We start from the raw sequence: 16,966 nt of genomic DNA, 5'->3' as shown, positions 1-16,966 counted from the left end.
AACCGAAAGCGGCTCGACTGAGAAGTTCAGGAAGACGACAGCACCGAGGTCAGGCCGCCATCGACGGCGAGGATCTGTCCGGTGATGTGCTTGCCGGCGTCGCTGGCGAAGAGAACGGCCGCGCCTTTCAGATCATCCTCGTCGCCGATGCGGCGCAGCGGCGCGCCGGCGGCGAGCTTTTCGACACCGACAGCCTCGATGGTGCCCTTCGTCATCCTCGACGGGAAAAAGCCGGGCGCCAGAGCATTGGCCGTAATTCCGTAGCGCCCCCAACTACCCGCCAGGGCCCGCGTGAAATTAACCACCGCGCCCTTGCTCGTATTGTAGGCGACCATCTGCATATCCCCGGAACTTCCGAACAGCCCCGCGATCGAAGCAAGGTTGATAATGCGGCCATATTTATTGGGGATCATCGAGTGCTTCGCAACCTGTTGGCTGAGCAGAAACAGCGAGCGGATGTTCAGATTCATCACCTTGTCCCACGCCTCGATCGGGTGATCCTCGGTCGGCGCGCCCCAGGTTGCGCCCGCGTTGTTCACCAGAATGTCCACCCGGCCGAGCTTCTTGATCGCTTCGTCAGTGAGCCGCTTGACGTCTTCGTCCCTGGAATTATCCGCAGCGATCCAGTCCGACTTAATGCCGAGACCGGCAAGGTGCGCTTGGGCTTTTTCCAGGTCTTGCGCCTTGCGAGACGAAATCAAGACCCGAGCCCCTTGCTCGCCTAGCGCCTCGGCGATCTGCAGCCCAAGGCCACGGGAGCCGCCTGTAACAAGGGCATTCTTGCCGGTGAGATCGAATGCCTTCTTGATGCTTCCCATAGTCAAATCCTCTTGTGGGCGAAGTTCTGCTGCATGGTAATGTGGGTTCCGCGAGATCTTTATTTCCCGCGGAACATTGCCGAGCGACGTTCCACGAAAGACTGGATGCCTTCCTTCATGTCTTCGCTGCTGAAGACGCGATCCTTGATCTTCGGGATGTAATCGATCGCAGCTTTTTCGCCGGCCTCGATGTATTTCAGCGCTGCTTCCTTGGTTACCTGAATGCCGATCGGCGCGTTCCTTGCGATCAGATCCGCAATCTCCATTGCGCGGGCAATCTGTTGGCCGGGAGCAACTATTTCCTGAACAAACCCGATTTTGTGCGCTCGGGCCGCATTGAACTCGTCGCACAAAAACAAATGATACATCGCATCTCCCCATCCTGCCCGGGTCAGATAGCGAAAGTGGGCGCCTCCAAGCGGCGCGATCCCGCGCTTGGACTCCATCTGGCAGAACCGGGCATCATCGGCCGCCACGACGATGTCGCCAGCCAGCATCATTTCGATGCCAATCGTGAAACAGATCCCCTGCACTGCCGTCACAATCGGTTTGCGGCACCGGCTTTTCAGCGCGAAGGCATCGATGTTGCCGGGCTTGATCTCGGTATTCTCGGCCTTGGGTCCGAAGAATTTCGGCATATCCAGCCCAGCCGTGAAATCCGGGCCTTCGGCACAGAGCACCCCGACCCAGTAATCGTCCGTTCGGTCGAGAAGCGTCATCGCATCGGACATCTGGGCCATCATCTGCGGACTGAACGAGTTCTTCTTCGCCACGTTGTCGATGATGATCTTGAAGACATGCCCGTGCACCTCGGTGCGGATCTGGCCGACTTGGGTTCTAGTGTCGTTCATTTGTTGCCTCCGAATTGTTTCCAGGGGACTGCGCAACGACACGCAGGCTCCGGTCGACTGGCGTGCAGCTAATTATTCCCTGCCAGCCAGCTTGGAACGGTCGCCGAACACTGGCTACAGAAAATTTGGATAGCCCTTATTCGGGTGGCGGTGCGCCCTGCACCTCGACACCTTTTATCGCTCAACTCAGCTCAGCGCCGCGAACGCGGTCCGTTCGAAAGCCATCAGTTCTTCCGTCCGGCCGTCACGCACCTTCAGTAGCCACTGCGGATCCTGAAGCAGCGCCCGGCCCACCGCGACGAGATCGAACTCCTCGCGATCGAGGCGGCGGATCAACTCGTCGAGGGACGCCGGACGGGAACTCTCGCCGCCGTATGCGGCGATGAATTCGCCGGTCAGACCGACCGACCCGACCGAAATCGTCGGCACTCCCGTTACTTTCTTCGCCCATCCGGCGAAATTCAAATCGGAGCCATCGAACTCCGGCTCCCAGAAGCGCCGTTGAGAGCAATGCAAAATGTCGATTCCCGCGTCGACCAAAGGTTTGAGCCAGGCTTCCAATGCGCGAGGCGTATCGGCCAGCTTTACCTCAAAGTCCTGCTGCTTCCACTGGCTGATCCGGAGCAATATCGGAAAGTCCGTTCCGACCGACTTGCGCACCGCGTGGACGATATCAGCAGCAAACCGGGCCCGGCCGGGCAAGTCCTTGCCTCCGTAGGTATCCTCTCGGCGATTGGTACCCTCCCAGAAGAACTGATCGATCAGATAGCCGTGCGCGCCGTGCAATTCGACGGCATCGAACCCCAGGCGCTTCGCCGCAAGCGCCGCGTCGGCGAAAGCGCGAATGGCGTCTGCAATGTCCTCTTCGCTCATCGGCTTGCCGAACTTCTTCTCCGGTCGCGACAGGCCGGACGGACTGTCGTAGGCGCCGGGAGGAGACCAATTCTGGGCACGCGTGCGAACGGCTCCGACATGCCATAGCTGCGGCGCCATCAGGCCGCCGGCGGCGTGCACCTCGTCGACCACACGCCGCCACCCTGCCAGCTCCATCTCGCCATGAAAGCGGGGAACATTCGGATCGTTCAGGGATGCCGGACGATCCACGCCCGTACCCTCCGATATGATGAACCCGACCGCTCCTTCGGCTCGGCGGCGGTAGTATCGCGCGACGTCTTCTGTCGGAATTCCGCCCGGAGAGAATGAGCGCGTCATCGGCGCCATCACGACCCGGTTCGGCAAGTTCAGCCCTTTCAGCTTGAAAGGCCGGAAAAGTGCGTTGCTGGACATTTATGCTCCCTGATTCAGTTAGTGGCGTTGCGGGCTCAGATCACCCGCATTGCACCTTCAGAAAGCACACTTCACTTTCCATCGGCGCTGAGTACGTTACCGAATTGCTCCCACGTCGTACCGTTCCAGCGCTGCAGCTGCAACTGCGTGTACGCCATACTGTTTTCCGGGCCTGTGTTGATCGTAACACCCGGTATGAGAGTGGGAAGCGACAGCCCGCGTATGCTCCGCGATTGCTTGACGATGTTCTCGCGCGAGAGATCGTCACCGCACTGCTTGAGCACCTGCTCAAGGATCTGTCCCTGCTGCGTACCGAACACATAATTGGCATCACCAATGTCCGCGCCCGGCAGGTATTTCGCGAAGTGCTCACGGTACCATTTGATGCCGGGGTCGTCGCCCCACTTCTTGTCGTTCGGGTCCTTGGTGATCGTTGCCGCAACGATGCCCACGGCCTTTTCCGGTCCCGCAGGGACGATGGTCGAAGAGACCGAGCTCGAAACGAAGTTGATCAGGAACAGCGGCTTCCAACCGACCTCGTCGGCCTTCTTGATGGCCTGAGCCGCGAACTTCGGTGTGCCGGCAACTAGGAACACCTCCGCACCAGACGATTTCAACTTCACCACGTGGGAATCGATCGTCGGCTCGGTCACTTCATAGGAGGACGATAAAACTTTCTTGTCGAAGTCCTCTTTCAGATAACCTTTGAATGCATTGAGGAAGTCCTTACCCAAATCGTCGTTCTGATACAGGATCGCAATCTTTGCGTCCGGCCGGGCCTGGGTGATGTATTTCGCGTAGATCCGCCCTTCCGTATCATAGCTAGGCAACCCAGTGGTGGTCATCGGAAATTCAGCGAAATTCGTGAATTTGGTGACGCCGCTTACCACGAATAGATGAGGCACTTTCTTCGTTGACGTACTTGATGGTGGCGCCGATACCGGGAGTACCGAGCGGGCCGAACAGGAAGGCCACTTCATCGCTCTCGACAAGCTTCCTGGTCTGCTCCACCGTCTTGGGAGGACTGTAAGCATCGTCGTAGGTGATGAGGTTTATCTTTCGGCCGTTGATCCCGCCGCGGTCGTTGATCGAATTGATGTAGGCGATCAGACCCTTTCCGGTATTGCTGAGCGGCGATGCTGGACCACTAAACGGGAACGTAGCCCCCACCTTCACTTCGGCGCTCGTGACGCCGGGCATTTCCGCACGCGCGTGCGCGCCGACAATCGTCACGCCGATCGCGGCTGCTAGTATAGACTTCCTGAACATCGACTTCTCCCTTGTGCGGCGACGGGTTGCGCCGCTCATCAATCGTTGAATTTCCGTACGGCCTCGGCACCGACCCCTGGTGCGGCTTCGCCCATCCCTTGCAGTGCATCACTCAGCCCGCGGCTGCGGCATCGGACACCTTCCCGCCCGCCCGTTCGATCGCCATCTCTCGCAGCTTGTGTTTGAGTATCTTGCCGGTGGAGGCTGAGGGCAGAGCATCGACCACGATCAATTCAGTTGGCCGCTTGTACGAAGTGAGCTGTTGGGCCGTGTATGACTTCAGCTCTTCGGCGCTGACGCTGGCGCCGGGGAGAAGCTGCACGAACGCGACGACCTCCTCGTTGCCATCAATCGGTCGTCCTACCACAGCTGATTGGACGACTTGGTCGTGCGCGTTCAGCACCGCCTCCACCTCGGCGGGATAAACGTTGAAGCCGGAGCGGATGATAAGTTCTTTGGTTCGGCCAGCGATGTAGAGATGGCCCTCGCCGTTCACCCGGGCGAGATCCCCTGTGTTGAACCAACCCTGGTTATCGATCGCCGCGGCTGTCTGCTCGGGAGCGCGATAGTAGCCCAGCATCACATTGGGGCCTCGGACGTGCAATTCGCCCACGTCGCCGGTCACCACCTTCTTGCCCTGCCTGTCCACGATCCGGTGCTCAATACCGGGAAGAAAGGGGCCGACCGACTCGTCCGAGACAGGGTGTTCTGAACGGACACCCGATAGGCCCGGCGAACATTCGGTTATGCCGTAATTGTTCAATAGCGGGATTCCGAATTCGTCCTCGATCCGCTTCTTCAGATCGAGGTCGAGCGGAGCGCCAGCGACGGCTATGATCCGCAGCTTGCCTCGCTCGAGTCGTTGGATGCCCTTGACCGCCTTGTGTTCGAGCAGACGCTGATATGTGGCGGGAACACCGAACAGGCTCGTAATCCCCTCCTCGGCGATGGCATGGGCCAGCGCGGCGGGATCGGCCTTGGCCACAACACACAATGTGCCGCCGTGCATCAGCGTGGCGATCAGCAGGATCGAATACCCGACGATGTGGGACATCGGCAGCACGCCGTAGATGCGGTCGGCTGGACCGCTTTGGCGAAGAATTCCTGAAGTCCTTGCGGTAAAGAGCAGATTGCGGTGGCTCAGCATGACTCCCTTCGGAGCACCGGTCGTGCCCGAGGTGTACAAGAGGCCAGCGACCTGGCGGGCGCCATCTTTCTCGACGGGCTCCGCTTGCGCATCCGCATTGAGTGGACCAATACCGATTCCACCGAATGGCCCCACGGCGCCGATTTTAGCACCGACGCGGCTGGCGTGATCGGCGGCTTCCTTCGAAAGTGCTGAGTTGAACAGCACACGCCTGGCGCCGCTGTGCGTGCCGATCAGGTCGATCTCCCTGGCTGATAGGCGGGGATTAACCGCAATGCCCCAAGCATCGAGCTTGCTCGCCGCGAAGAGCATCGCTCCCAGGGCCACGCTGTTCTCGCTCGCAATCATCACGCGATCGCCCGGCCTGATCCCCAAATTGGAAAGATCCTTCGCTACGGCGTCGACAGCTTCCGAGAATTGCCTGTAGCTCCACGAACGCCCCCCTTCCACAAAGGCCGGATGATCCGGGATGTCCCGCACGAACGGCGCGTAGACCTCGTGTACCCTGGACGGCAGGCCGTCCAGCAGCTCCGCCGCAGTGAGTTCGTCCACGCTCCTCATGCCATCCTCCTCGCGCCTTGTTTTCGGGGGTGCTGCGTGGCCTCCCCTTCAAACGGGCAAGTCCGCTCCTTCACTTCCATCGACCGCCCAAGTAAATAGTTCTAAAATAGAACTGTCAAGACGGATGGCTGTCCGCCGTTCTGGAAGTGAGGATGACTTCCATCTCACGCGATCAATTCCCATTTGGAATTGAATAGTTGAGACGCAGATTATTCGGAGAAATCAGTGGGATAAGACCAACTTAGGGAAGTGCGTTGCTCGTTGGCACGCGCAGTCGCGATATTCAGCGCTCGTTAGAGTCAGCTGATCCCACGCGAATGCTCGCTTCGCGTGCGCAAGTTGGAGAAGTTTGGCACAGGCATCGTTCGTTAGCGGCTCGCAATAATCGCGTCATTGCTATGCCACTGCGGCATTAATCGCTAACTGAACACTGGCTGAACTCGCCGTACGACGCCAGCTCATTGGGCGCCGTACGGTGAAAACATCTCGACTGCTCAGGCATCCGCAGCACAAAGTCCGCACGCATCACTCAATTTCACGTTACAGGGAGCATGCGTTTAGCTGGCGATCTTCAAGCGCCTGTGCAACTGCGGGACGCCTTCAATTGAACCTCCATACCTGCTTGCCCCAACTCCGAAGCGAAAGCAGTACAGGCCCCAGGCTCTGCCCGAAGGGGGAGATTTCATATTCCACCTTCGGAGGAATCTGCGGATAGGCATGGCGCACGATCACGCCATCGGCCTCCAACTCGCGCAATTGAAGGGTCAGTATCCTCTGCGTGGCGTTAGGGATGGCTCGGGACAGTTCCATGTACCGTTTCTTGCCAGCGAAGAGATGAAACAGGATCAGTGGCTTCCACATGCCGCCAATGACGGACAGTGTTACTCCGACCGCACATCCGCTCTTCGCGTCAAACCGTCTTGGACGCATAGACACCTCCAAAAATGGTCGCATCTGCTATAATTAAGCGTTCCGCTGCATGCAGGCACGAATTCGGGTGGGCGGACCCTAAACTCCGGTCATACTCGCTCGGTTGACGTCTTTGGATGTTGCCGTCGATGCCATTTGAACCGACGTCAGGATTTATATCACATGACGATCCTAATACAATAGATGCTCGCATCCTCCTGCAAGACAGCGGCGTGATTTCGGCAACGAACTCACTGACGGCGCGCGCCGGAGCGGCTGCACGGATAAGCCTCGGCATGGCCAGTAGCCTGCCCAGGCTTCGGGACGCTCCGTCGTCATGTCAGGCCCGCTGTCATATCGCCAAGGCCTGACTCCGCGCTTTGGCATGCGTCGGGTACGTCCATAAATGATAGTAGCCGCTTTAATTGTGCCTCCTTGCGAAAAAGAGGCGCGACCCTAGGTCCGTGGACAACGCAACACCGACCTAGGATATGACGATGACGTTCAAGGCACTGCTGGCAGCAAAGACAGACGGAAAGATTACGACCAGCGTGGTCGAAATGAACGAGCGAGATCTCATGCCTGGCGACGTTACGGTCGCCGTCGACTACTCGACCGTGAACTACAAGGATGCGCTGGCCATTAGCGGGCGCACGGAGGTCATTCGCCAATTTCCCCTCATTCCCGGCATCGATCTTGCTGGAACAGTGGAGGCATCCTCCTATCCCGGCATCGCAGTCGGAGACCGCGTCGTCGCCAACAGCTGGGGGTTAAGTCAGACCCATCATGGTGGATATGCCCAGAGGGCACGGCTGAAAGGCGAATGGTTGGTGAAGATTCCGGCGCCATTTTCGACAAAGGACGCCATGGCGGTCGGCACTGCCGGTTACACCGCGATGCTGTCGGTGCTCGCCCTCGAACATGGCGGCATTACACCGCAGCGTGGCGATATCGTCGTAACCGGCGCCAATGGCGGCGTCGGCTCGATTGCGATTGCTCTCCTCGCGGACCTCGGTTATCGCGTCGTTGCATCAACTGGACGTCTTGAAGAATCCGATTATCTGCGGAGCCTCGGTGCGGCCGATGTCATCGATCGTCGGACGCTTTCGGAGCCTGGAGCTCCTATCGCGCGCGAGCGTTGGGCGGGAGCAGTCGACTCCGTCGGCAGTCATACGCTGGTGAACGTATTGGCGCAGACGCAGTACCGCGGCGTGGTGACGGCCTGCGGCCTGGCTCAGGGTGTCGATCTTCCCGGAACGGTTCTGCCGTTCATCCTGCGCAACGTCACACTTGCTGGAATCGACTCGGTGAATGCCCCGCAGGAGGCGCGAATCGAGGCATGGTCGCGTTTGGCTCGCGACCTGGACCTGAACAAGCTCGCCCGAACGATGCAGGTGGTCGGCCTCGCAGAGGTCCCCGATGTGGTGCGCCAAATGTTCGCCGGGAAGGTCCAGGGCCGCACGGTCGTCGACGTCAATGCCTAGCTATGTTGCGACCGGACTTGCTTGGCGACGCCTCGATGAAAATCGGACGCGCGGCAACAAGACAGCAAACCCTCTCGGAGTCCATTATATGCCAACTTTGCGGTCGATGACGGCGAGCGGCACGTCAACTCGAAAGCAATGGTCAATCGCGCTTCGTATCCGCACCGAAGCAAGTGCGCATCACCATTTCTCGGCCCACGGTCGGAGCACGACTTCGAACGCCCAGGTCGACCGATGCTGCTGATGAAGCTGAAGATAGGTTTTCGCGATATGGACGGGGTCGGCCATGTTGTCGTCGACGGTCGTTCCCGCCAGCCGGTGCGCACGGGTCCCGTCCGCTTGAGTCCAGCCGATCGCGGCGTCGATCGGCACATTCGCAACGTGGATCCCCTGCGGCATCAGTTCTCTTGCCATGCTTTGCGCGAGTCCGGACTTGGCATGACATGCCATTGCAAAGGCGCCACTTGATGGGAAGCCCTTGAGTGCCGCGCTGGCGTTCGTGAAGATGATCGTTCCTCTCGCGCCATTGGCATCGGGTTCGTTTCCGAGCATAAGCCTGGCGGCTTGTTGACCAACCAGAAACGCAGAGAACGCTGAGTTTCGAAGCGTCTCGAGCGCCATCACGGGATCGGCTTCGATAACGCTCTTGCGGAAAATGCCGGGAACCCGGCCATCGATGTTATGCACGACAAGCCTCGGCGTGCCGATGTCTTGAACGACATTTCCGAACAACTGCGCCACGGCCGCCGGTTCGCTGGCATCGCAGGCGTATCGACGTACGCCGTGCGTTTTTTCGAGGGTCTCAAGGACCGCTTTTTCGGGATTCCGGGCTGCGACGCAGACACGCATGCCGCTTTCTGCGAACAGCCGGGCGCAACTCGAGCTGATGCCCGGACCGCCGCCGACAATGAGTGCAACGTCCTGTACGGAAGGTTGAGTGTCGCGCTTGGATTCAGTCATGATGCTTCCTCAGATGCGTTTGGCGGCCGGCCAGCGTCGTGGCATCGCAACTCAGGCCGCGTCATTAGGGGACCTACTGTTTCACTGCAATGACGACCTTGCCTCTTGCGCGTCCTGTCTCGACATAGGTCAGCGCATCTCCAGTCTTCTCAAACGGAAAGACTTTATCCACGACCGGACGGATCACGCCGGATTCGATCAGCGACGTGATTTCGCTCAGCTGCTGGCCCTCCGCACGCATGAACAGGAATGAATAGCGCACACCAAGGCTTTTGGCTTTCTTCCGCGCACCACGGCTCAGCAGCCGCATTACCAGCTTCAGGAACAGGTTCAAACCGAACTCCTTGGCGAAATCGGGATCCGGCGGCCCCGAAATCGAAACGAGGAAGCCACCCGGCTTCAGCACTCGCAGAGATTTTTCAAGCGCCTTGGCGTCCTGGCTGTGCAAGACCACATCGTAGCCCGACAAAACCTTCTCGAAATCCTGCGTCTTGTAGTCGATGACCACATCCGCACCGAGGCTTTTGACCAGCTCGACATTTTTCGTGCTCGTCGTCGTCGCAACTGTCGCGCCGAGATGTTTGGCGAGCTGGATGGCAAAAGTTCCCACACCACCGGAGCCGGCCTGAATGAAGACCTTCTGACCGGGCATCAGCTTGCCTACCTCTACCAGCGCCTGCCAGGCGGTCAGCCCCACCAGCGGGATGGAGGCGGCTTCTTCCATGCTGATGTTTTTGGGCTTTAGCGCCACGTCGGTTTCATTCACGGCAATGAATTCCGCGAATGTTCCTATCCGATGATCGCGCGGCCGTGCATAGACCTCGTCGCCCGCCTTGAACCGCCTGACCTTCGGGCCAACCCGGGTGACGATCCCGGCAACGTCGTGGCCCAGAACGAAGGGCGGACGATACGGCAGGAAGAGTTTGAACTCTCCGTTCCGCACCTTGGAGTCCAGAAGGTTCACACCGGTTGCGTGAACTCGAACCATGACATCATCGTCTCGCACCTCCGGCTCCGGTACTTTGGTCAAGCGCAGAGCGCCCTTCTTTTTGTATTTGTCGACAACGAATGCCTTCATGGTGTCTTCTCCAATCTGAAATATTGTCGCGGCGTCAGGCGCCGAGGAAGGACAAGGCCTTCGGCACGAAATCGTCGTGGTTCTGAAAAATCCCGCCATGACCGGCATCTTCGTAGATAATCAGTTCTGCGCCCGGGATACGGCGCGCCATATCGATGCTGTTTGAGGTCGGCACCATGATATCGCTGTCGCCATTCGCGATCAGCACCGGGATGCGGATGCTGCCGAGATCTTGAGGCGCCTGTCGGCCCCAAGCAGTGATCGCCTTGACTTGCCGCAAGAAAGCGCTGGGCGTAGGCCCCTTGTCCCGGCCTGCTTTGCGCTCTTTCAGCCGTTTCAGGAAGGCTGCCGCCGCTTGGCGGCCATTGGCCGTGGACGTGAAAAACAGGTAGAATTTTGGGTCCCGCAGCGTCAGAAAGCCCTTGATCATCAAAGGCCAGGATACCGGCCACACCTTGTCGATACCTTCGCCACCCGCCGGCCCCGTGCCAGTCAAAATGAGCTTTCGCACCAGGTCCGGTGCTTTCAATGTGACGTCCTGCGCCACAAATCCCCCGAGGGAAAAGCCGAGCAGATCGACCTTCTCGAAGCCCAGCGCGCGGATCAGGGCAATCGCATCCCGCGCCATTTCATCGATGGTCACGGGCGCTGTTCCGCCCGATGCACCGATACCCCTGTAATTGGTTGCGATCACGCGATGCTTGCTGGCGAGACCATCGACAATCCGCGGATCAAAATTGTCGAGAACCGCGCCCCAATGGTTGAGAAGAATTAGCGGCACGCCGGTGCGGGGACCGATGTCGCGGTAGACGAAACTGGTCCCCCCGACATTTATCGAGAGCGTGGGTGCATCTATGTAGCGCACCCCTCGCCCGAGGTTAGTAACAGTATTTGACATGGTCTTCTCCATAGTCCGGCTCGGACCGAACACTCCAAGATGGGACGGATAATCGGCCGGACGGCACGGCTCTCCATTTGCGCGGCAGTACACGTGCTGATTACGCCAGCCCGATTTGCGATCGCAGAATCTTGTCGAACAGCGCCCGAGGACGCCGGGCGAATGCGACCTGCCGCGCGGCCTAGCCGATGCCACTCGACGCGCCGGCGAGGAATGCTGTCTTCTTGCACTCCGGCGCTTTCAGGCTCGGCATTATTTTACCCCTCAATTATGAAACGGTCCGCTTCGTCGGCTGGCGGCGGTCATTTCGCTTCACTTTTTTGATGACGACCGTCATCTTATCTGATAGATGATGGTCGTCATGCAACATGTCAAGCGGAGTTTTTGCGAATCTGAGAATGCTCGGCCCGTGGCGAGGACCATCTTACGAAGGTCCGGTCCTGCGACAAGCGGAGTGAGCAAACCATGAGGGTGTCGCGCGTAAAGGCGCTGGAGAACCGCGAGCAGATCCTCGAGACTGCGGCGCGCCTGCTGCGCAAGCATGGATTCGAAGGGATCGGCGTTGCCGACATCATGAAAGCAGCCGGGCTGACTCATGGCGGCTTCTATCGCAACTTCGCTTCAAAGGATGATCTGGCGGTCAAGGCCAGCGAACGTGCGATCGCCAACACGACAGCGTTGCTGAAGAATGGACTGGCCCAAAAGCCCAAAGATCCGCTTCGCGCGCTTATCGAAGGCTATGTGTCATCGGCTCACCGTGACGATCCAGGGTCCGGGTGCATTCTGCCAGCATTGGCCGTAGACGCCGCGCGGAGCGACGATCCCGCTCTCCGCGCCGTCTTCATCACGGCGATTCAAGGCTATCTCGACCAGATTGCGAAGCTGCCGTCCGCGAACCCAGGGGCCGCTGGCAGCAGACATCCCGCGGCTATCCTCTCGGAGATGGTTGGCGCTGTCATATTGTCTCGGGTGATTGCGGACGACCCTCTGGCGGAATCGCTGATTGCGGCCGTGGTGGCGGATATTGCCGGACCATCCCCGGAAAACAAATCGGCCGAGGAGTGACTTCAGCCGCCTAGTCTCACCTGAAATTAGGAGCGCGTTTCTCGATGAAGGCTCGCACGGCTTCGGTATGCTGCGCTGTGCTCGCTGCGAGGACCATCTTCTCGGCCTCATGATCCAATGACGTCAGGAAGTCAGCCGACAGCGCAAGATCGAGATTATCCTTGATGGAGGCAAACGCACTCCCCGGACCGTTCGCCAACGTCTTCGCCAATGCAAACGCTTCATCCTGCAGGTCAACATCAGGCACCACGCGATTCACCAGCCCCAGTGCTTCGCAGCGGCGTGCATCGATCCGTTCGGACAGGAACATCAGTTCGCGGGCACGCGCCGTCCCGGCCAGCCGGGTCAACAGCCACGAAATGCCGTAATCGCCGGTGAGCGCAATTCTGGCATAACCAGTCGTCATGATGGTGGATTCGGCTCCGATACGAATGTCGCAGGCAAGCGCGATCGCAAGCCCTGCGCCAGCCGCAGGTCCCGGTAGGGCCGCGATGGTGGGTTTACGCACCGAGACAAGCACGCCGGTCAGGGTTCGCTGACGTTCCTTCAGTCGCGCAACCTTGTCGCTGATTGACATGGCCGGTGCAGCAGAGTTGCCGCCCATCCCCTTGACGTCGCCGCCGGAACAGAAGGCGCTGCCTGCACCCGTAATCAGCAGTGCGCCGACGTCCGGATCGTCACCGTTGCGCTTGATCATCCTGCGCAACGCCGGCGTGAGATTGTCGGACAGCGAATTTCGTGCCTCAGGTCGATTCAAGGTGATCACGGCGACGCGATCCCGGATCGCACACAGCAATTCATCTGTCCCTGTATCAATCGAGATTGACCCATCAGACATGGTTTCGACCTTTCAAGTCCTGCGTCTGAGCGGTTCGCTAAATGGAGTAATCGAGACCGTGTTTCTCACCGGCCATGGTCACCAATTTTCGCGGAATGGCCGCAGTTCCGCGAGGAATGACCAAGCCGATCGATCCTGACAGTAGAGATGGTACAGTTCGTCGGCGATGGCGGCAGGTTTGATGAAGAATTCGTCCGGTCTGTCGGTCATCCGCGCACGCATCCGGGGCGTATCGATCACGGCGTCAATGAGAACATAGGAGACGTGGACGCCGAGAGGTCCCATTTCACGCGCGATGGACTCAGCCAGAATACGCTGCGCTGCCTTTGTCGGAGCGAAGCCGGCGAAATTGGCTTTGCCTCGGATCGAAGACGTGTTTCCGGTTACCAGGATTGCGCCGCTCCCTCGATCGATCATGTCAGGAGCCACTTCGCGCGCCAGGTACAACAGGCCCATCACGTTGACCTCGAAATTGCCTTTGAGCATCTTCGGATCGATCTCGCGAAAGCTTCCCCAGCCTCCTCCGACCGCGTTGTGGATGAGAACCTCGGCCGCGCCAAAACGGCGCTTTACGTCAGTGACCACGGTCCGCACCTGGCTCTCGTCCGAGACGTCGCAGGTCACCGCGTGCACGTCGGGAAGCTCTTGCGCAAGGCGATTGATGAGCTCCGCTGAGCGGGCAAGTGCAATGATACGGAACCCGCCGGCAGAGAAGCGCTTGACGATGGCAGCACCCGTGCCCGGCCCTACCCCGGTCACGATCGCGATTGGTTTCTCGGTCATTTAACGCTCCCTTCGAACTGTTGTCCGGCCGCCCTCATATGAATTCGCTCGGACTGCGACTGATAGGCAGCAGCCTCGTGCGCGGACACGAGGGTCAGACGAACGGCGACGTTCTTGTGGTAAGGCGTGCCCGCAATGGGATCGCGGTTGCCGCTCTCGGTGAGCAGATTGATACGCGGTCCGTTGACCAGGCGCTCTCCGTCCGACGTCGGGTATGCCTGACCGTAACCGTGCGGCAGCGCCAGCTGGCCATTCCGCATGGCATCGTCGACCTTGCAGCGGACGACGAGCCGTCCGATCACCGACTCGACGGCGATCCAGTCACCATCCTCTGCGCCCAACTCGCTCAGATCGCGCGAATTGATCAACATGGCGCCGTCCGGATCCTCGCGTCGCCACGCGGGATCGCGAAAGATCTGGTTGGCATTGAACAACCGGCGGCCACCCGCCGCCAGCATGAACGGAAACTCTTTTGGCGCGCCCGCTGCTTGCGGATCGAGCCGTGCCAGCCATTCCAGCATCTGCGGGACCACCAGCCGAACCTTGCGGTCCGAATGGCTGATCAATGACCAGACCTCATCATAGTCGTGCCGGGTAACGGCAGTGCCTTGCCGGGTGGCTACGATAGTGTCGAACAGGAGATCGCCGAGCTGGTGATCCGCCACCTCGTCCGATGCGCCGATCGCCCGCCGCACCGCTTGCGGCGATCGCTTCGCGCAAGCCAGTGCCGCCCCCCACAAGGGTGCCGCAGCCGCCGTGCCGTCCGGAAGCGTCTGCCCTAGCGTGTGATAGAGCACGAGCGCAGCGACCGCGCCGGGGTTTTCAGCGATGACAGCACGAAAAGCGATGGCGAACTCGGCTCGCGAAAGCCGCGCCGCCTCCCGCAGGGGCGCGAGCACATTGTCACCTGGCAGAAGCCCCAGGGCGATGGCAAGCCGCGTGTAGATCTCGGGTTCCGGCAAGGTGCCGGCGAGCGGCGGCAACACACCGGCACGAACATGAAAATAGTTCGTCGGAAATTCGAAGTTGAACAGGGTGAATTCAGTTTTCTCGAACTGTGAGGACGCCGGGAGAACGTAATGCGCGAGCTGTGCGGTTTCGGTCATCGCAACGTCGACCACAACGCATAGGTCGAGCGAGCGCAGCGCGCGTTCCACGGCCTCGGTGTTTGCGGCCGTGTTGGCGGGATTGGAACTGTCGATCCAGGCGCAGCGCAACCGGTCGGGATGGTCTTTGAGTACCGCTTCGGGGAAAATGTTGGGCGGCAACAGGCCCCCAATAATCGCGTCGCCGGTCGGTGCGAATGTCTGGTTCGGAGAATTTCCCCATAGCGGTTGAAGCCAGCTATGCAATTGGTTGGTACCTTTACGGCCGAAATTGCCGGAAAGCATGATTAGAAGCTTTTCGAGATAGGAGTTGAGCGTCGAGTTGATGCCCTGCTGGATGCCAAGCTCGACCCGCACCACCATGGCCTTCGCCGCCACGATCATCGCGGCGCAACGCTCCAGGTCCGCGATCGAGATATCGGCGGCAGCAGCCCATTCTTCAACGGGGACATCTAATAGCGCCTGCCTCACTTCCGCGAAGCCGATCGTGTGCTCCTCAATAAAGGCATGATCGATCCGGTCGGACCGGACAAGCGTGGCCAGCAGCGCGCCCAGGAGAAACGTGTCGGCACCGGGACGAACCGCGAGATGCAGATCCGCCATTTCGGCGGTTTCGGTTCGCCTGGGATCAATGACGATCAGCTTGCGTGCGGGATCCTTGCGGATTTGATTGAGATGATCGCGCGCATTGGGGAAGCCGTGCGCGATCCAGGGATTTGCGCCGATGACAAGCAAGAGATCGCAATGATGCACGTCTTCGGCGGTATGGCAGGTCTGGCTGCCGAACATGTGACCATTGACCCAGAAGTCGCCGGTTTTTTCCTGCGAAAGGGCATTGAAGACGCTGCGCGAACCCAGCGCGCGCAACAATCCACTGGCGTAGGCGCCGCCGGCGTGATTGCCCTGCCCGCCACCGCCGTAAAGGGCGATACTCTTGCCGCCATATCTGTCGACGATGTCTCGCAGCCGCTCCGCGATTTCTGCGATCGCCACGTCCCACTCGATTTCATCGAAGCCGCCGTCCGCGCGACGGCGCAGCGGGGTCGTGAGCCGATCCCTGTGATGCGCATAATATGGAATTCGGGTCGCCTTGTTGCACAGATAGCCCTGTGATTTCGGGCTCGAACGGTCGCCCCGCACTTTCTCGAGGCGCCCGTCATTCACCAGGACTTCAATCCCGCAATTGATGTAACACAGGTTGCAGGCTGTCTTGAGCCATTTGCCGGCCGTCATGGAGACCTCCCTTGTTATGATTTTTCGCAGCGCGTCGCCTTTGTTGTTCTTCGTTTCGGCTTCCGAATCCGGCCGCCGGCGGTCCTGCGGCCGGATTCGAGAATGCGGTCGGAAAGTTTCCCCGCGCCGACGGCACGCGACAGCACGATCGATCCCACCATGGTTGCGATAGCGCCTGTCGCAATTTGGCGGGCCTGTCCAAGTCGCTCATCGGGAAGCAACTCGACAAGGGCATCGATCATCTTCTCCAGTTTGGAAGCCAGGGCCTGCTGCTCGCTCGGACTCGATCGCGCGACATCGACGGCCAGGGTTGGAAGCGCGCAACCGTGTTTAGGATTGTCGCGATGCCGGGGACTAAGATAATCAGCGACCAACGCCTCGAAGCGTTCCCCGTCGGCCTTCCCGTTCGCCAGTTTTTTCCATCGCCCAGTCGTTTGGTCCATCGCAAAGGCGATCGCCTCGCTGACAAGCGCGGCACGCGACTCGAAATGGTTATAGAAGCCACCGTGGGTCAGACCCGCGAGCTTCATTAACTCGACAACACTGAGCCCTTCCGCGCCCTTTTGGCGCAAACCGTAGGAGGCATTTTCAACGATCCGATCGTGGGTTTGACGCCTGTGGTCTTCTACGTATCGCATCGCCCCTCCGTGCAAGGTCCTAAGGTGATCGGCTGCACAAC

14 protein-coding genes and 1 pseudogene are annotated in these 16,966 nt (G+C 59.6%); 2 read left to right on the top strand and 13 right to left on the bottom strand.

The features are described from left to right. Positions 1 to 26 precede the first annotated feature (26 nt). From JQ624_RS14730 to JQ624_RS14705, 6 genes and pseudogenes are all read right to left on the bottom strand, one after another. Positions 27 to 818, bottom strand: a complete 792-nt coding sequence (locus JQ624_RS14730; protein ID WP_212419619.1) for an SDR family oxidoreductase — start codon at positions 816 to 818, stop codon at positions 27 to 29. Positions 819 to 877: 59 nt separating this feature from the next. Next, positions 878 to 1,669: a crotonase/enoyl-CoA hydratase family protein gene (locus JQ624_RS14725; RefSeq protein WP_212419760.1), complete on the bottom strand. Its 792-nt coding sequence runs from the start codon at positions 1,667 to 1,669 to the stop codon at positions 878 to 880. Between the two features lie 186 nt (positions 1,670 to 1,855). Continuing rightward, positions 1,856 to 2,956, bottom strand: coding sequence for an NADH:flavin oxidoreductase (locus tag JQ624_RS14720; RefSeq protein ID WP_212419618.1), 1,101 nt, complete (start codon positions 2,954 to 2,956; stop codon positions 1,856 to 1,858). A gap of 71 nt (positions 2,957 to 3,027) precedes the next feature. After that, positions 3,028 to 4,225: pseudogene (locus JQ624_RS14715) on the bottom strand (ABC transporter substrate-binding protein). A gap of 112 nt (positions 4,226 to 4,337) precedes the next feature. Continuing rightward, a complete protein-coding gene (locus JQ624_RS14710; RefSeq protein WP_212419617.1) occupies positions 4,338 to 5,933 on the bottom strand; it encodes a class I adenylate-forming enzyme family protein in 1,596 nt (531 codons plus the stop codon). Between the two features lie 600 nt (positions 5,934 to 6,533). Next, complete coding sequence (locus JQ624_RS14705; protein WP_212419616.1) at positions 6,534 to 6,863, bottom strand: helix-turn-helix domain-containing protein; 330 nt, start codon at positions 6,861 to 6,863, stop codon at positions 6,534 to 6,536. 476 nt (positions 6,864 to 7,339) lie between these two features. On the opposite strand from JQ624_RS14705, the gene JQ624_RS14700 reads away from it, so the two are divergent. After that, positions 7,340 to 8,326: an MDR family oxidoreductase gene (locus tag JQ624_RS14700; protein WP_212419615.1), complete on the top strand. Its 987-nt coding sequence runs from the start codon at positions 7,340 to 7,342 to the stop codon at positions 8,324 to 8,326. A gap of 180 nt (positions 8,327 to 8,506) precedes the next feature. Here JQ624_RS14700 and JQ624_RS14695 read toward each other — a convergent pair whose 3' ends face one another. The 3 genes from JQ624_RS14695 to JQ624_RS14685 all read right to left on the bottom strand — a co-directional run bounded on the left by JQ624_RS14695 (position 8,507) and on the right by JQ624_RS14685 (position 11,262). Beyond that, positions 8,507 to 9,286: an SDR family oxidoreductase gene (locus JQ624_RS14695; protein ID WP_212419614.1), complete on the bottom strand. Its 780-nt coding sequence runs from the start codon at positions 9,284 to 9,286 to the stop codon at positions 8,507 to 8,509. 73 nt (positions 9,287 to 9,359) lie between these two features. After that, positions 9,360 to 10,364, bottom strand: coding sequence for an NADP-dependent oxidoreductase (locus JQ624_RS14690; RefSeq protein ID WP_212419613.1), 1,005 nt, complete (start codon positions 10,362 to 10,364; stop codon positions 9,360 to 9,362). Between the two features lie 34 nt (positions 10,365 to 10,398). Continuing rightward, positions 10,399 to 11,262 carry an alpha/beta fold hydrolase gene (locus JQ624_RS14685; protein ID WP_212419612.1) on the bottom strand — a complete coding sequence of 288 codons (864 nt, stop codon included), beginning with the start codon at positions 11,260 to 11,262 and terminating at the stop codon, positions 10,399 to 10,401. Between the two features lie 465 nt (positions 11,263 to 11,727). On the opposite strand from JQ624_RS14685, the gene JQ624_RS14680 reads away from it, so the two are divergent. Further along, entirely contained in the window at positions 11,728 to 12,327 is a 600-nt protein-coding gene (locus tag JQ624_RS14680) for a TetR/AcrR family transcriptional regulator (RefSeq protein WP_212419611.1), read from the top strand. A gap of 16 nt (positions 12,328 to 12,343) precedes the next feature. Here the strand turns inward: JQ624_RS14680 and JQ624_RS14675 are convergent, their stop codons facing one another. From JQ624_RS14675 to JQ624_RS14660, 4 genes are all read right to left on the bottom strand, one after another. Next, complete coding sequence (locus JQ624_RS14675; protein WP_212419610.1) at positions 12,344 to 13,165, bottom strand: enoyl-CoA hydratase-related protein; 822 nt, start codon at positions 13,163 to 13,165, stop codon at positions 12,344 to 12,346. A 78-nt stretch (positions 13,166 to 13,243) separates the two neighbouring features. Then, entirely contained in the window at positions 13,244 to 13,948 is a 705-nt protein-coding gene (locus tag JQ624_RS14670; protein WP_212419609.1) for an SDR family NAD(P)-dependent oxidoreductase, read from the bottom strand. Beyond that, the gene (locus JQ624_RS14665; protein WP_212419608.1) at positions 13,945 to 16,287 is read right to left on the bottom strand and encodes a molybdopterin-dependent oxidoreductase; all 2,343 of its coding nucleotides are present in this window, start codon (positions 16,285 to 16,287) and stop codon (positions 13,945 to 13,947) included. The genes JQ624_RS14670 and JQ624_RS14665 overlap by 4 nt, the downstream gene beginning before the upstream one ends. Before the next feature lie 14 nt (positions 16,288 to 16,301). After that, positions 16,302 to 16,925 carry a TetR/AcrR family transcriptional regulator gene (locus JQ624_RS14660; RefSeq protein WP_212419607.1) on the bottom strand — a complete coding sequence of 208 codons (624 nt, stop codon included), beginning with the start codon at positions 16,923 to 16,925 and terminating at the stop codon, positions 16,302 to 16,304. Positions 16,926 to 16,966 lie beyond the last annotated feature (41 nt).

Origin of the sequence: Bradyrhizobium sp. AUGA SZCCT0283 (assembly GCF_018130385.1) — a bacterium.
Classification (GTDB): Bacteria; Pseudomonadota; Alphaproteobacteria; order Rhizobiales; family Xanthobacteraceae; genus Bradyrhizobium.
Note: the sequence above shows the minus strand (reverse complement) of the source record. Positions and strands in the feature narration are given on the sequence as shown.

Coding starts and splice junctions, on each gene's coding strand:
- JQ624_RS14730 (WP_212419619.1), bottom strand. CDS start 818: ATGGGAAGCATCAAGAAGGCATTCGATCTCACCGGCAAGAATGCCCTT.
- JQ624_RS14725 (WP_212419760.1), bottom strand. CDS start 1,669: ATGAACGACACTAGAACCCAAGTCGGCCAGATCCGCACCGAGGTGCAC.
- JQ624_RS14720 (WP_212419618.1), bottom strand. CDS start 2,956: ATGTCCAGCAACGCACTTTTCCGGCCTTTCAAGCTGAAAGGGCTGAAC.
- JQ624_RS14710 (WP_212419617.1), bottom strand. CDS start 5,933: ATGAGGAGCGTGGACGAACTCACTGCGGCGGAGCTGCTGGACGGCCTG.
- JQ624_RS14705 (WP_212419616.1), bottom strand. CDS start 6,863: ATGCGTCCAAGACGGTTTGACGCGAAGAGCGGATGTGCGGTCGGAGTA.
- JQ624_RS14700 (WP_212419615.1), top strand. CDS start 7,340: ATGACGTTCAAGGCACTGCTGGCAGCAAAGACAGACGGAAAGATTACG.
- JQ624_RS14695 (WP_212419614.1), bottom strand. CDS start 9,286: ATGACTGAATCCAAGCGCGACACTCAACCTTCCGTACAGGACGTTGCA.
- JQ624_RS14690 (WP_212419613.1), bottom strand. CDS start 10,364: ATGAAGGCATTCGTTGTCGACAAATACAAAAAGAAGGGCGCTCTGCGC.
- JQ624_RS14685 (WP_212419612.1), bottom strand. CDS start 11,262: ATGTCAAATACTGTTACTAACCTCGGGCGAGGGGTGCGCTACATAGAT.
- JQ624_RS14680 (WP_212419611.1), top strand. CDS start 11,728: ATGAGGGTGTCGCGCGTAAAGGCGCTGGAGAACCGCGAGCAGATCCTC.
- JQ624_RS14675 (WP_212419610.1), bottom strand. CDS start 13,165: ATGTCTGATGGGTCAATCTCGATTGATACAGGGACAGATGAATTGCTG.
- JQ624_RS14670 (WP_212419609.1), bottom strand. CDS start 13,948: ATGACCGAGAAACCAATCGCGATCGTGACCGGGGTAGGGCCGGGCACG.
- JQ624_RS14665 (WP_212419608.1), bottom strand. CDS start 16,287: ATGACGGCCGGCAAATGGCTCAAGACAGCCTGCAACCTGTGTTACATC.
- JQ624_RS14660 (WP_212419607.1), bottom strand. CDS start 16,925: ATGCGATACGTAGAAGACCACAGGCGTCAAACCCACGATCGGATCGTT.